Below are 13,544 nucleotides of genomic sequence, written 5' to 3' on the forward strand. Positions count from 1 at the left end.
ACGGGCGCGGGCTGCGGGGCGTCGCGCCCCGCCTCACGCGCCGTGCGCGACGGGTGTCAGTGACCCGCGTCCTGGGACGCGGAGGCGGAGTCCGACGGAGTCGGCTCGCCGCTCTGCTCACCGTCCCCCGGCTCCCCTCCCTCGCCGTCCTCGGCCTCGTTGCCGTGGGCGCCCTCCGCCGGGGCCGAGCCCGCCGGGCTGGCGGCCGGGGACGAAGCCGGGGGCTGGGGCAGGCTGGACGGACCGTAGTCGCGGTAGTAGTCGGCGGCCGGGACGACGAAGGCGTCGATCGTGACGTCGCCGGTCTCGCTGAAGCGGAACACGATCCGCTGGACGTCGCCGAGCCGGCCGGCCTCGGTGCTGTTCTCGATGACGCCGGAGGGGTTGCCCTTGCCACCCAGGACGACCGAGCCGCCGGGCGCCAGCGTGATCGGGCCGGAACCGGTGGCGGCGGACAGCTTCACCGTCGACTTGGTGCCCGGCAGCGTGACGGAGTCGAGCGTCTGCTCCTTGGTGCCGTCGTTGAACAGGGTCGCCGACACGGCGGCCTGGCCCTGGACGCCGGGCTGCGGCTGGGTGATCACCGTCGCGTTCTGGATCTTGATGTCGCCCACCGAGGTCTCGGCGTTGTCCGGCCTGACGCCGAGCGTCTGCGCGTCGTTGCCCGCGGCGCATGCGGAGAGGGAGGCGATCGAGATCAGGAGGGCGGTCGCGGCGAGGGCGCCGCGTCGAAGGCTGCTGCTCACGGCGGCGGCATCTCCTAGGACGTACGGACGGGGTGAAGATCGGTCAGCGGGCTTAGGTTACCGACCCCCCGTCGGCGCCCCGCACCCGACCCGCCCCGACACGGCCGGGGCGCCCCGGCCGCCCTCCCGCAGCCGGATCCGAACCGTGCTCCCGGCCGGATTTCATCCGTCGTTCACATAAGCGTCGTCGCCAATTCCGCCGCCGCCGCGCATTCCGCCGGAAAGCCGCGACGGGGCCGCGGTGATCCTCCTGTGATCGTCCGGCGATCTCCGGATGATCAATTCGTGATTCCTTCTCGGGTGTCCCGCCGGACGGGTGACCGAGCCTCGAACGGAGTAGACGAAGTAGACTGCTGGGAACCCGGCAAATCGGGACTTTTGTCCGCTCTGAAGGGGGTTGTGAGGCGGGTAACGCCCGCGTTTCCAGGCGCCCGTGCAGCCGCTCTCACCTGCGAATACCCCCTTCCGGAAGCCGCCCGCAGCACGTCCCTGTTGCTGTTGTCAAGCCCCGAGATATGCCCTGACCTGCGAAAACGCCATTCAGAAGAAGCCGTTCTCGTGTTACCCTGGATAGCCACGGAAGGGGTACCTGTCACATGACGTTCAAGGTTGGCGACACCGTGGTCTATCCCCATCACGGGGCCGCGCTGATCGAGGCCATCGAAACTCGCCAGATCAAAGGCGTGGACAAGACCTACTTGGTGCTCAAGGTCGCTCAGGGCGACTTGACGGTTCGTGTGCCGGCGGACAATGCGGATCTCGTCGGCGTGCGCGACGTGGTCGGTCAGGACGGGCTGGACCGGGTCTTCGACGTGCTGCGTGCGCCGTACGCCGAGGAGCCGACGAACTGGTCCCGTCGCTACAAGGCGAATCTCGAGAAGCTCGCCTCCGGCGACGTCATCAAGGTCGCCGAAGTGGTGCGTGACCTGTGGCGCCGCGAGCGTGAGCGCGGTCTCTCCGCCGGAGAGAAGCGCATGCTGGCCAAGGCTCGCCAGATCCTGGTGAGCGAGCTGGCTCTCGCGGAGAACACCAACGAGGACAAGGCCGAGGCCCTGCTCGACGAGGTCCTCGCGTCCTGACGCGCGTCCTGCTGTGGTAGGGGCCTGAAGCCGGTGTTCCGGTCGCCAGGCGCGTGTCTACGGTGCAGAACTGAATGCCGCGGTGCCCGCTGACCCAGCTGGAAGGTTGTGTCGCCGGGCACTGCGGCATGTTTACCGCGCCCACCGCTCGTCGTTCCGTTCCCGCTGCGTGTCCCCCCGTCCCCTGCCCTCCGGCGTGCCGGGCCGGGCGGACGGCCGGCTCGACCGGTCGTCACGGAAGGGTCCGGTCGAGGGCGTCGCGCCCGGCGCTCCCCAACCGTCGGTCGGGGTACGCCCAGGCCATACCCATATCGGCCGAGTGAACAAACCTGGCCATGTCAATTCCCCCTGGGCATGCCGAAAACAGGAGGCCGTTCCTTTCCGGCTTCCGGCGGCTTCCCGCGACTTTCCGCGACTTTGATCTCCGGAGTGGAACCGATGTCAGAACAGACGCGCACGGGCCGCACCGCCGTGGTGATTCCCGCGGCAGGCCGGGGCGTCCGGCTCGGCCCGGGCGCCCCCAAGGCGCTCCGCGCGCTCAACGGCACGCCCATGCTGATCCACGCCGTACGCGCCATGGCGGCCTCACGCGCCGTCTCGCTCGTCGTCGTGGTCGCCCCTCCGGACGGTGCCCCCGAGGTCAAGAACCTCCTCGACGCGCACGCGCTCCCCGAGCGGACCGACTACCTCGTCGTGCCGGGCGGCGACACCCGCCAGGAGTCCGTACGCCTCGGCCTCGAAGCGCTTCCCGAGAACATCGGCACCGTCCTCGTGCACGACGCGGCCCGCCCGCTCGTCCCCGTCGACACGGTCGACGCCGTGATCGCGGCCGTGTTCGACGGGGCGCCGGCCGTCGTCCCCGCCCTGCCGCTCGCCGACACCGTCAAGGAGGTCGAGCCGCGGGAGAAGGGCGAGCCCGAGCCCGTCGTCGCCACCCCCGAGCGTGCGCGGCTGCGCGCCGTGCAGACGCCGCAGGGCTTCGATCGCGGCACGCTCGTCCGCGCCCACGAGACCGTCGCGGTCAGCGGTGAGGGTGCCACCGACGACGCGGGGATGGTCGAGCGGCTCGGCGCCCCGGTGGTGGTCGTGCCCGGGCACGAGGAGGCGTTCAAGGTGACCCGTCCGCTCGACCTCCTCCTCGCCGAGGCCGTGCTCGCCCGCAGGAGGGCCAACGATGGCTTCTGACCCGCCGGTGCCGCCCGCGGCGCCCACCCCCGCCCTGCCGCTCGTCGGCATCGGCACCGACGTCCACGCCTTCGAGCAGGGCCGCGAACTGTGGTGCGCGGGACTGCTCTGGGAGGACTCCGACGGCTGGGGCCTCGCCGGCCACTCCGACGGGGACGTGGCCGCCCACGCCGCCTGCGACGCCCTGTTCTCCGCCGCCGGCGTCGGCGACCTCGGCGCCCATTTCGGGACGGGCCGTCCCGAGTGGTCAGGCGCCTCCGGCGTCACGCTGCTCGCCGAGGCGGCGAGGATCGTGCGGGCCGGGGGCTTCGAGATCGGCAACATCGCGGTGCAGGTCATCGGCGTGCGCCCGAAGATCGGCAAGCGTCGGGACGAGGCGCAGAAGGCGCTGAGCGCCGCGGCGGGCGCTCCGGTCGCGGTCTCCGGCACGACGACCGACGGGCTCGGGCTGACCGGCAGGGCCGAAGGACTGGCCGCGATCGCCACGGCCCTCGTCTACCGCGCGTCCTGAGCCGTACGGGACTCTCGGTGGGGTAGAGCGGTTGTGACGTCAACGAACTCCTGCGCACGCATCCCAGCGCGCCGCAGTCCAGGAAGGACCGCACCGTGACCGCCGCACTCAGCGACAAGCTCAAGGACATTCTCGACGGCCCCGTGTTCGTCGATCTCGCCACCATCCAGCCCGACGGCAGTCCCCAGGTCTCCCCGGTCTGGGTCAAGCGGGACGGTGACGACCTGCTGATCTCCACGACCCTCGGCCGGCGCAAGGAGAAGAACCTCCGGCGCGACCAGCGGGCCACCGTGGTCGTCCAGCCCTTCGACGAGCCGTACGTCTACGCAGAGGTCCGCGGCACCGTCACCCTCACCGAGCAGGGCGGCCAGGAGCTGATCGACGAGCTGTCGATGAAGTACACCGGCAAGAGGTACGCCGAATTCAACCCGGAGTCGGGCAAGGACGCGCCGCGCGTGGTCGTCCGGATCACGCCGCGGAAGGTCGTCGGACCGCTCGCCTGAACCGGCCGCGGTCGTGGACCGCCGCCCCGGTCACAATCCAGTCCCCGCGTCCCGCGAGGGCGCGGGGCACTGCCGACGGCCCACTACTCTTGAGGCGTGACTATTCGGCTGTACGACACCAGCGCCCGGCAGATCCGCGACTTCGTCCCGCTCACGCCGGGCTGTGTCTCGATCTACCTGTGCGGCGCGACCGTGCAGTCCGCCCCGCACATCGGGCACATCCGGTCGGGACTCAACTTCGACATCATGCGCCGCTGGTTCGAGTACCGCGGCTACGACGTCACGTTCATCCGCAACGTGACGGACATCGACGACAAGATCATCACCAAGGCGGCCGACCAGGGACGCCCCTGGTGGGTGATCGGGTACGAGAACGAGCGCGCGTTCAACGCGGGCTACGAGGCCCTCGGCTGCCTGCCGCCCAGCTACGAGCCGCGCGCCACCGGCCACATCACCGAGATGGTCGAGATGATGCGCGGCCTCATCGAGCGCGGCCACGCCTACGAGGCCGACGGCAACGTCTACTTCGACGTGCGGTCGTTCCCGGGCTACCTCGAACTCTCCAACCAGGACATCGACGATCTGCGTCAGCCCACCGGGGAGAACGAGACCGGCAAGCGCGACGCACGGGACTTCGCCATGTGGAAGGCGGAGCGGCCGGGTGAGCCGTCCTGGGAGACCCCGTGGGGACGCGGCCGGCCCGGCTGGCACCTGGAGTGCTCGGCCATGGCCCACAAGTACCTCGGTGCCGCCTTCGACATCCACGGCGGCGGGCTCGACCTGGTCTTCCCCCACCACGAGAACGAGATCGCGCAGGCCAAGGCCTTCGGCGACGACTTCGCGTCGTACTGGGTGCACAACGCCTGGGTGACCATGAGCGGCGAGAAGATGTCGAAGTCGCTCGGCAACTCGGTTCTCGTCAGCGAGATGGTCAGGAAGTGGCGGCCCATCGTCCTGCGCTACTACCTGGGCACCCCGCACTACCGCTCGATGATCGAGTACAGCGAGGAGGCCCTGCGCGAGGCCGAGTCGGCGTTCGCGCGGATCGAGGGCTTCATCCAGCGGGTCACCGAGAAGGCGGGCGAGACGGTCGCTCCCGCCGCCGAGGTGCCGCCCGCGTTCGCCGAGGCCATGGACGACGACCTGGGCGTCCCCCAGGCGCTCGCGATCGTCCACACCACCGTGCGCCAGGGCAACTCGGCGCTGGCCGCCGACGACAAGGAAGAGGCCGTCGCCCGGCTCGCCGAGGTGCGTGCCATGCTCGGCGTCCTCGGTCTCGACCCGCTGGCCCCGCACTGGGCCGGCGAGGCCGACCGCGGTCAGGACCTGCACGGCGTGGTCGACACGCTCGTCCAGCTCGTCCTCCAGCAGCGCGAGTCGGCACGGGCCCGCAAGGACTGGGCCACCGCCGACGCGATCCGCGACCAGCTGAACCAGTCCGGGCTGGCCGTCGAGGACGGCCCCGACGGCCCGCGCTGGACACTCGCACCGCGCTGACCGGCGACAATGTGCCGCCCGGGGATCCGGGCGGCACACTTTCATACGTACGTACTGCACATGGGACCCGAGCGGCACCGTCCGGGACCCACGAGGATCCAGGGAAACAGGTAGTCATGGCCGGGAACAGCCAGCGCAGGAACCGCCGCACGTCCAACAAGAAGGGCGCGACGGTCGGCAGCGGTGGCAAGCGGCGCCGCTCCCTCGAGGGCAAGGGCCCGACCCCGCCCGCGTCCGCGCGCAAGGGCCATGCGAAGAACCGCATCGCCAACGCCAAGGCCAAGCAGGCCCAGCGGCGTCCCGTCGCCCGCCGCGGCGGCAGGGGCTCGTCCGAGATGGTCGTCGGACGCAACCCCGTCTTCGAGGCGCTGCGCGACGGCGTGCCCGCGACGACCCTGTACGTCCAGCAGTTCATCGACAACGACGAGCGGGTGCGAGATGCGCTGCAGCTCGCCGGGCAGCGCGGCAACATCCACCTGATGGAGGCGCCGCGCGCCGAACTGGACCGGATGACGAACGGGCTCAACCACCAGGGCCTCGTCCTGCAGGTCCCGCCGTACGAGTACGCCCATCCCGAGGACCTCGCGGCCGCCGCCTTCGACGACGGCGAGGACCCGCTGATCGTTGCCCTCGACGGGGTCACCGACCCGCGGAACCTGGGCGCCGTCGTCCGTTCCGTCGCGGCGTTCGGCGGACACGGCGTGGTGGTGCCGGAGCGCCGGGCGGCGGGCATGACCGCAGGGGCGTGGAAGACCTCCGCCGGTACCGCGGCCCGTACTCCGGTGGCCCGTGCCACCAATCTGACCCGGGCCCTGGAGGCCTACCAGAAGGCGGGCATCACCGTGGTCGGCCTCGCGGCGGACGGCGAGGTCGAGGTCGGAGAGCTGGAGGCCCTCGACGGGCCGGTCGTCATCGTCGTCGGCAGCGAGGGCAAGGGGCTGTCCCGACTCGTCGGCGAGACCTGCGACTTCCGCGTCCGTATCCCCATGCCGGGCGGGGCGGAGTCCCTCAACGCCGGGGTCGCGGCGGGCGTGGTCCTCTACGAGGCGGCGCGCCGCCGGGGCTGACGGAGGCCGCCCGCACCCTCGGACCCGGGGTCGGCAACGCCCCGGGGAGGCCGCCGGCGCGTTCGGAGCCGGGGGCGTGGGTCCAAGTCGGCGCACGTCCGGGGTGTATGCCCGGCGCACACTCCGCGCCGGGCCGCAGGGCGGCATCCGAGCCGGGAACGATCTTGACGGGTCTCGGACATTCCGGGGCCGTCAAGGCAGTGTCCTAAGGACAGGTCACTCGGTTAGATGAGTGTGGACACCAGAACGCCCCGGCCCGGGTTCGACGATCAGCTCCCCCTGAACACCCCCAAGGTGGACTGCGACCCGGCGCAGGTCATCGTGAACCACGCCAGCTTCCGCGTGAAGCTCGGCCCCAGTCAGACCAGGCGCCCCGTCCGGGGGATGGTCGACACCACCAGGATCCCCGCCCTCAGCGGTGCCGGTGCGCGTACCGTGGCGCGGCGCCGGGCACCCGTCGTATGGAGCGGGAAGTCCGCCCCGGGCGACCCCGGAGCCTCGGGGCTGCTGCAGGCCGTGCGCAGTGCCGGATCCATCACCCATGCCGGGCGCCGTTACGACGGCCGCGGGTACGACGGCCGTCCCGCGTTCGACGACACCCGGCCCTTCGACGGCGGGCACGGCCTCGACCTCGGCGCCGCCACGCAGGTCATGCCCCGGGCCGACGTGGCCTCCGCCCCTGACACCCTGTCCACTCCCGTCATCGGCGCCCAGCGACGGGAGCCGTTGCTGCCCTCGATGCGGCAGGCGGAGGGCGCGTACGACGCCTACGAGCCGTATGGCGAGGAGGCCGAGGAGGCGACCGAATTCGGTCCCCGCGACGGCCGCCGGACCGCGACCGCCTCGCACGGCGGCGTCCGGCACGCCTACTACCCCGGCCGCCGGATGAACCTCGGCGTCGTCCTGCTCCCGCTCCGCGTCTTCCTCGGCCTTATCTCCGTCTACGCCGGCATGGGCAAGCTCTGCGACCCCGTCTACTTCGACGGCGGCGAGCGCGGCTCCATGATCAAGTGGCTGGCATCCCTGGAGCCCTGGACCCTCGCGGAGCCCCTGCGCGACTTCGCCCTCGCCCACCCGGTCGGCGCGGGGCTCACCGTCGCGTTCCTCCAGGTCGTGGTCGGCGTGCTCACCGTCCTCGGTCTGTGGCAGCGCGTCGCGGCCGTTGTGGGCGCGTCGCTGTCCGCCGCCCTGATCATGACGGTCAGCTGGCGGACGGTCCCGGTGTACGACGCGCCGGACATCATGAACCTCGCCGCCTGGTCGCCGCTGATCATCGCCGGCGCACCCGTCTACTCCGTCGACGGCCGCCTCGCGGGTGAGGCCTGGCGCAAGCTCGGCCCGCGTTCCGAACTGTGGGAGCTGCGGCGCCGTGTACTGCGGCGCGGCGGCATCGTCGCCGCCGTCGTCGTCGGTCTGACGCTGCTGGTGGGCTCGGTCCTGGGCGGCGCCGTACGCTCCACGGAACTCGTGACCGTCCCGGGCCCGAACGCGGACCCGACCAACCATCTCCCGGGCACCGCGCTCCCCAGCGAGGCCGGGCGGCGCAGCCCGACCCAGCAGGCCGAGCGGAGCGCCCAGCCCGCCAGGAGCGAGTCGAGCAGTCCCCCCGCGGAGCGGGCCGAGCCGTCCGAGACGGCCGGCGAGACCGGCAGTGCGGGCGAGGTGGGCCGGCCCAGCGAGTCCCGGGGCACCGACGGGCAGCAGGCGCCCGTTCAGTCCGAGCCCGTGGACCCGCCGTCCGGCAGCTCGGGCCCGTCCTCGTCCGGAGCCGGCGACTCCGGTGGCACGGACGGCGGTACGGGTGCTTCTGTCGGCGGCTCCGACGGCGGAGGCGGCAACGGCGGTACGGGTGGCGGCAACGGCGGTGGTAGCGGCGGCAACCGGAACCCGATCGGCGGACTCCTCGGCTAGAAGCGTCCTGAAGATCTTGAAACTGGGCCCGGTCTGCCCTGGTTTGCGGCGATTGACATTTGCCGGCAATCCGGGGTGAGCCGGGCGGCCGGAGCAAGATCTTCATCGGTCTTCCAGGGCGCGTTGCGAAAGGCCCTCCGGCCCGCGACGCCTGGCACGCAGCGAGGTGCCGCGCGGGGCGCCGCGGGCCGGAGGGCCCATCCGACCACGGCTCTGGACCGCATACGGCCCAGGACCGGCGGACGGCGGGGAGGGGCGGTCATCGAGCGCGAGTGGTGGTCGGTGGCCGCCCCTTCGTCGATGACCGCTTCTGCGGGTCCGGCGCTTGAGCGCCCTGCCCGGCTCGGCTTCCCGCCCCGGGGCTCACGTCCGCGGGGAGGCGGAGCCCGGCGGAGGAGGCGGCGCGCGGGGGGAAGCGGTGCGGAGCGCGCCCGAGAGAGATGCGTTGCGCGCGGTGCCTTGCGAGAGGGGTGCGTTGCGGGGGTGCCGGGGCGAGGCGCCGGTGTCTCAGCGCGGCGGCTGGGAGGTGAGTTCCCTCGCGGCCTCGGTGAGGTCCTTGGCCGTGTCGATCGCCCGCCAGTACGCCCCCTGCGGCAGCGGGAACCCGGCCAGTGAGCGCTCCCGCGCCAGCCGGGGGAACGTGGTCCGCTCGTGGTCGCCCCGGTCGGGCAGCAGGTCCGTGAAGGCCGCCGAGAACACGTACACGCCGGCGTTGATCAGATACGGCGACGGCGGCGACTCGATGAAGTCGAGGACGTGGCCGAACTCGTCCGTCTCCACGGCGCCCCACGGGATACGGGGACGGGCCAGGGCGAGCGTGGCGGTGGCGTCGCGTTCCGTGTGGAAGTCGGCCATCTCACGCAGCGAGAAGCGGGTCCAGATGTCGCCGTTCGTCGCGTACCAGGGCTCGTCCGGGTGCGGCAGGCTCTTCGCGGCGTGCTTCAGGCCGCCACCGCGGCCCAGCGGCTCCGTCTCGACCACGGTCGTGACGCGCAGCGGCAGCACGGCCGAGTCGAGCCACTCCTGCAGTACTTCGGCGAGGTGCCCGCACGAGACCACGACGTCCGTGACGCCTTCGGCGGCGAGCCAGGAAAGCTGGTGGCCGATGATCGGGGTCCCCGTTCCGGGAATCTCGACCATCGGCTTGGGGCGGTCGTCGGTGTACGGGCGCAGCCGGGATCCCTGGCCGCCCGCCAGGACCACGGCCTGGGTCGGATGGGTCTGCATAGGGGCACGATATGCGGTGCCCCTCCCGCGGCTCCTCCCGCCCCGCCCCCCGGCCGCTCCCGGCCGGGCAGGGCGTCAGCCGCCCCAGTTGCCCTGTGCCTGCTGCGAGACGCCGGAGGCGAAGGAGGTGTCGCAGACGGGGCGGGAGAACGACTGGGCGCGCGTGGGCCCGTAGCGGGCGACGGCGGCACGGCCCAGGTCGCGGGCGATCGTCATGCAGTGCCGCGCGAGTGACGGACGGCCCTCGACGGCGCGCTGGAGATTGGTGAGCGCGACACCCGGGTCCTTCTGCTGCAGGTCCGTGAGGAGCTTCTCGCGGAGGACCTCGTGTGGGGCACGGGACGCGGCGCGGACCGACACGTGCTCCGAGGACGCGGTGAGCATCTGGGACTCGGTACTGCGGTTCGCCCACGGGACGCTGGTGACCGCCAGGGTTCCGGAGAGCACCAGGACGACGGGCAGGACGAGAGCGAGAGTACGGCCGATACGGCGGGCTGCTGTCTGGGTCACGGAGGCGAGCGTAGCGGCCGGTAGCGATGTGGAGACATTTAGTCACCCCCGCGAGGGATGTTTCGAGGGAATCTTTCGAATCACAGGTTGACGCTGGTGTGCGAATCGCCCGGTTTGGCGGGGTATTTATCGCCACATGGCAGCGGTCCCCTCGCGGAAGGCGAGGGGGCCGCTGCCATGTGGCGTCGTACGTCAGTCGCTCAGTCGCTCGCCCGTCGACGTCGAGAAGACGTGCGTCTCGCCCGGTCGCGGGACGACGTGCACCTCCGAGCCCTTCTCGGGCACGGACCGGCCGTTGACCCGGACCACGAGGTCCTTCATCTCGCCGCCGACCTCGGCGGTGCCGTACACGTAACCGTCCGCGCCGAGCTCCTCGACGACGTTCACGGTCACGGCGAGGCCCGCCGGAGCGTCGTCGGTGTCCTTGGACAGCGACTGGGCGGTGGCTCCGTTCAGCTCCACCACGTCAAAGTGCTCGGGCCGCACGCCGACCGTGACGGTGCGGTCGCCTCGGTCCGCTGCCGCCGACAGTGCCTCGCGGCTCACCGGGACGACGCTGTTGCCGAACTTCACACCGCCGTCGGTGATCGGCACCTCGACGAGGTTCATGGCCGGGGAGCCGATGAAGCCGGCGACGAACAGGTTCGCCGGGCGGTCGTACATGTTCCGCGGCGAGTCGACCTGCTGCAGGAGGCCGTCCTTCAGCACGGCGACGCGGTCGCCCATCGTCATGGCCTCGACCTGGTCGTGCGTCACGTACACCGTGGTGATCCCGAGGCGGCGCTGGAGACTCGCGATCTGGGTACGGGTCGAGACGCGGAGCTTGGCGTCGAGGTTCGACAGCGGCTCGTCCATGAGGAAGACCTGTGGCTCGCGCACGATGGCGCGGCCCATCGCCACACGCTGCCGCTGACCGCCGGACAGCGCCTTGGGCTTGCGGTCCAGGTACTCGGTCAGGTCGAGGATCTTCGCGGCCTCCTCGACCTTCTGCCGGATGGTGGCCTTGCCGACGCCGGCGATCTTGAGCGCGAAGCCCATGTTGTCCGCGACGGTCATGTGCGGGTAGAGCGCGTAGTTCTGGAACACCATGGCGATGTCCCGGTCCTTCGGCGGGAGGTGGGTGACGTCGCGGTCACCGATGCGGATGGCTCCGCCGTTGACGTCCTCGAGCCCGGCGAGCATCCGCAGGGATGTCGACTTGCCGCAGCCGGAGGGGCCGACGAGGACGAGGAACTCGCCGTCCTCGATCTCGATTTCGAGGCCGTCGACCGCGGGTTTCGTGGAGCCCGGGTAGATCCGGGTCGCCTTGTCGAACGTGACAGTGGCCATGGTGATGCGTCCCTTCACCGGCAGGAACGTGCCGGACGATCCGAGTAAAGGAAGGATGGGTCTAGTCCACCGAAGTGAACTCCGGGTGACGGTACCCTGCGCCGGCCGTTCTGTCAGTAGTCGGAGGCACCGGAGTTCCCGGTGGGCACGCGCGCTGATCCGGTTACACTCGTCCGCAGTGCCTCCTTAGCTCAGCTGGCCAGAGCAACGCACTTGTAATGCGTAGGTCGTCGGTTCGAATCCGACAGGGGGCTCTGAGAAACCCCAGGTCACATAGCCCGTGACCTGGGGTTTTTTGTTACTCGGGGCATGGCGGGTAACACGGCCGGGGTGCCGTGACTTGGCTTGCGTGAGCGATGCGTGAGCGGAGCCGCTCGGAGACCTACTTCTTGGGCTTCCGGCGCTTGGTCTTCTTGGCGGCCTTGGCCTGGGCTTTCACCCTGTCCTTCGGTGTGCCGCCCTTGCCCTCGCCGCGTCGGCGTACTGGAGCCGCTTGCCGTGGAAGCAGTGCAGGCACGTGAAGTTGCAGCGGTAGAGCAGCTGCAGGTACAGCATTCGGATCTTCCTGATCCCGGTGACTTCCCCGATCACATCGGCTCCTTCGGCTGACTGCCTGTTGGGAGCCCGATAGTGGCTTTCTGTCCGGGGACCTCATCACCGCGTTCAGGGACGGTCCGAGGACGTCCTGGGACGTTTTCAGTGACCTGCGAAGGACTCCACCATGCTGAGGACGCGCTTCGTGTCCGACAGGTCGGGCAGGACGTCAGTAGCGCCGGCCGCGGTCAGTTCCTCCGGCGTGTGGATGCCGGAGGCGACGGCGAGGATCCCGGAGCCCGTGGTCAGAGCCGCTTCGACGTCGCGCGGGGTGTCCCCCACGAGGACGGTGGGGACGTCGGCCGAAACACCGCGAAGTCGCTGCGCGCGCTCGCGGGCGACAGCGACCAGATGGGGACGGAGCTCAGCGTCCGCTCCGTAGGCGCCCACCGGTAGATCCAGCAGGGAGTCGAGGCCGAACGCGGACAGCTTCACACGAGCGTTGGCGGCGATGTTGCCGGTGAGAACGGAGGAGACCCAACCGCTCTGAGCGGAGGCGGCCTTCAGCGCCTCATGGACACCGGGCAGGGCAGTCCCGCGCCTGCGCAACTCCTCCAGGCGCGATTCCCCCGCCTGCGCGAGCGCCGTCTCGATGAAGTGCCAGTCAGGTACGGGCAGCCCTTCGCGGACGAACATGTCGCGCATGATCAGTCGATCGGTACGCCCCTCGGTACGCGCCGGCTCCGTGGGCTCGCGCCCCGAGAGGGCAGCGAAGGCAGCGGCGTAGATCTCCTTGCTCACCCCTGCGTTCTCGATGAGGGTGTGGTCGATGTCCCACAGGACGAAGAGCTCCATGGCGCCAGAGTAGGCAGTCGGCATGGCTGCGCTTCAGCCAAGGCGTCCCAGAACGTCCTTGCGCGATCACGCGGTGCGCCGATTCGATAGCTGCTGTGAACGACCGACTGCGCACCGTGCTCGGCCAACGCGGCGTCTCGCCCGACTCGCTTGCCGAGGTCTGCGAGGTAGATCCCAAAACGGTGAGCCGGTGGCTGGTGGGCGGATTCCCCATGCCCGGCACCGCTTCCGCGTCGCGCGACACCTGCGCGTGGAAGAGACCTTCCTCTGGCCCGAGCCGTCCAAGCGCCCCGGCCAGCCGCGGGACGGGTTAGGCACCGAACTGGTCGGCACCTACCAGAACAGGGCCGGCGTGCCCCGGGACGTCTGGCTCGCGCTGCTGCGAGAGGCTCGGCACGAGATCGGCGTCCTCGTCTTCTCCGGCACCTTCTTCGCCCAGTCCAACCCTCACGTCGCCAAGATGCTCTCCGAACGTGCCGCCGAGGGAGTGCGGGTGCGCCTGTGCTTCGGCGACCCCGACGGGCAGGCAGTCGCCCTCCGGGGCCGCGAGGAGGGAATCGGCGACACCCTCGCCGCCAGGTTCCGCAGCC

The 13,544-nt window shown here is 70.9% G+C and carries 12 protein-coding genes, 1 tRNA gene and 2 pseudogenes; 9 read left to right on the top strand and 6 right to left on the bottom strand.

The features are described 5' to 3' along the window. Positions 1-56 precede the first annotated feature (56 nt). Entirely contained in the window at positions 57-746 is a 690-nt protein-coding gene (locus FEF34_RS20845; RefSeq protein ID WP_138054513.1) for a DUF461 domain-containing protein, read from the bottom strand. Between the two features lie 596 nt (positions 747-1,342). Between FEF34_RS20845 and FEF34_RS20855 the strand changes: the two genes are divergently transcribed. From FEF34_RS20855 to FEF34_RS20885, 7 genes are all read left to right on the top strand, one after another. Further along, positions 1,343-1,825: a CarD family transcriptional regulator gene (locus tag FEF34_RS20855; RefSeq protein ID WP_017945956.1), complete on the top strand. Its 483-nt coding sequence runs from the start codon at positions 1,343-1,345 to the stop codon at positions 1,823-1,825. Between the two features lie 438 nt (positions 1,826-2,263). Then, entirely contained in the window at positions 2,264-3,010 is a 747-nt protein-coding gene (ispD, locus tag FEF34_RS20860) for a 2-C-methyl-D-erythritol 4-phosphate cytidylyltransferase (protein WP_138054514.1), read from the top strand. After that, a complete protein-coding gene (gene ispF / locus FEF34_RS20865; protein ID WP_138054515.1) occupies positions 3,000-3,521 on the top strand; it encodes a 2-C-methyl-D-erythritol 2,4-cyclodiphosphate synthase in 522 nt (173 codons plus the stop codon). The genes ispD and ispF overlap by 11 nt, the downstream gene beginning before the upstream one ends. 95 nt (positions 3,522-3,616) lie before the next feature. Further along, positions 3,617-4,024 (top strand): PPOX class F420-dependent oxidoreductase, encoded by a 408-nt coding sequence (locus tag FEF34_RS20870; protein ID WP_138054516.1) that lies wholly within the window; start codon positions 3,617-3,619, stop codon positions 4,022-4,024. Positions 4,025-4,120: 96 nt separating this feature from the next. Continuing rightward, positions 4,121-5,521: a cysteine--tRNA ligase gene (gene cysS, locus FEF34_RS20875; protein WP_138054517.1), complete on the top strand. Its 1,401-nt coding sequence runs from the start codon at positions 4,121-4,123 to the stop codon at positions 5,519-5,521. Positions 5,522-5,637: 116 nt separating this feature from the next. Continuing rightward, a complete protein-coding gene (gene rlmB / locus FEF34_RS20880) occupies positions 5,638-6,588 on the top strand; it encodes a 23S rRNA (guanosine(2251)-2'-O)-methyltransferase RlmB (protein WP_138054518.1) in 951 nt (316 codons plus the stop codon). A gap of 228 nt (positions 6,589-6,816) precedes the next feature. Then, complete coding sequence (locus FEF34_RS20885) at positions 6,817-8,499, top strand: DoxX family membrane protein (protein ID WP_138054519.1); 1,683 nt, start codon at positions 6,817-6,819, stop codon at positions 8,497-8,499. A gap of 507 nt (positions 8,500-9,006) precedes the next feature. Here FEF34_RS20885 and FEF34_RS20890 read toward each other — a convergent pair. From FEF34_RS20890 to FEF34_RS20900, 3 genes are all read right to left on the bottom strand, one after another. Further along, a complete protein-coding gene (locus FEF34_RS20890; protein WP_138054520.1) occupies positions 9,007-9,726 on the bottom strand; it encodes a nucleotidyltransferase family protein in 720 nt (239 codons plus the stop codon). 75 nt (positions 9,727-9,801) lie between these two features. After that, positions 9,802-10,236, bottom strand: coding sequence for a hypothetical protein (locus FEF34_RS20895; RefSeq protein ID WP_138054521.1), 435 nt, complete (start codon positions 10,234-10,236; stop codon positions 9,802-9,804). Positions 10,237-10,428: 192 nt separating this feature from the next. Then, complete coding sequence (locus FEF34_RS20900; RefSeq protein ID WP_138054522.1) at positions 10,429-11,565, bottom strand: ABC transporter ATP-binding protein; 1,137 nt, start codon at positions 11,563-11,565, stop codon at positions 10,429-10,431. Positions 11,566-11,745: 180 nt separating this feature from the next. Between FEF34_RS20900 and FEF34_RS20905 the strand changes: the two genes are divergently transcribed. Beyond that, a tRNA-Thr gene (locus tag FEF34_RS20905) sits at positions 11,746-11,819 on the top strand. Positions 11,820-12,036: 217 nt separating this feature from the next. On the opposite strand, the pseudogene FEF34_RS20910 reads toward FEF34_RS20905, so the two are convergent. Both FEF34_RS20910 and FEF34_RS20915 read right to left on the bottom strand, forming a co-directional pair. Continuing rightward, positions 12,037-12,156: pseudogene (locus FEF34_RS20910) on the bottom strand (radical SAM protein); the annotation flags it as partial. Positions 12,157-12,261: 105 nt separating this feature from the next. Beyond that, a complete protein-coding gene (locus FEF34_RS20915; protein ID WP_138054523.1) occupies positions 12,262-12,954 on the bottom strand; it encodes an HAD family hydrolase in 693 nt (230 codons plus the stop codon). A gap of 95 nt (positions 12,955-13,049) precedes the next feature. On the opposite strand from FEF34_RS20915, the pseudogene FEF34_RS43025 reads away from it, so the two are divergent. Next, positions 13,050-13,543: pseudogene (locus FEF34_RS43025) on the top strand (XRE family transcriptional regulator); the annotation flags it as partial. Position 13,544: the final 1 nt, after the last annotated feature.

The organism is Streptomyces marianii, assembly GCF_005795905.1.
Classification (GTDB): domain Bacteria; phylum Actinomycetota; class Actinomycetes; order Streptomycetales; family Streptomycetaceae; genus Streptomyces; species Streptomyces marianii.

Coding starts and splice junctions, on each gene's coding strand:
- FEF34_RS20885 (WP_138054519.1), top strand. CDS start 6,817: ATGAGTGTGGACACCAGAACGCCCCGGCCCGGGTTCGACGATCAGCTC.
- ispF (WP_138054515.1), top strand. CDS start 3,000: ATGGCTTCTGACCCGCCGGTGCCGCCCGCGGCGCCCACCCCCGCCCTG.
- FEF34_RS20900 (WP_138054522.1), bottom strand. CDS start 11,565: ATGGCCACTGTCACGTTCGACAAGGCGACCCGGATCTACCCGGGCTCC.
- FEF34_RS20890 (WP_138054520.1), bottom strand. CDS start 9,726: ATGCAGACCCATCCGACCCAGGCCGTGGTCCTGGCGGGCGGCCAGGGA.
- rlmB (WP_138054518.1), top strand. CDS start 5,638: ATGGCCGGGAACAGCCAGCGCAGGAACCGCCGCACGTCCAACAAGAAG.
- FEF34_RS20855 (WP_017945956.1), top strand. CDS start 1,343: ATGACGTTCAAGGTTGGCGACACCGTGGTCTATCCCCATCACGGGGCC.
- FEF34_RS20915 (WP_138054523.1), bottom strand. CDS start 12,954: ATGGAGCTCTTCGTCCTGTGGGACATCGACCACACCCTCATCGAGAAC.
- ispD (WP_138054514.1), top strand. CDS start 2,264: ATGTCAGAACAGACGCGCACGGGCCGCACCGCCGTGGTGATTCCCGCG.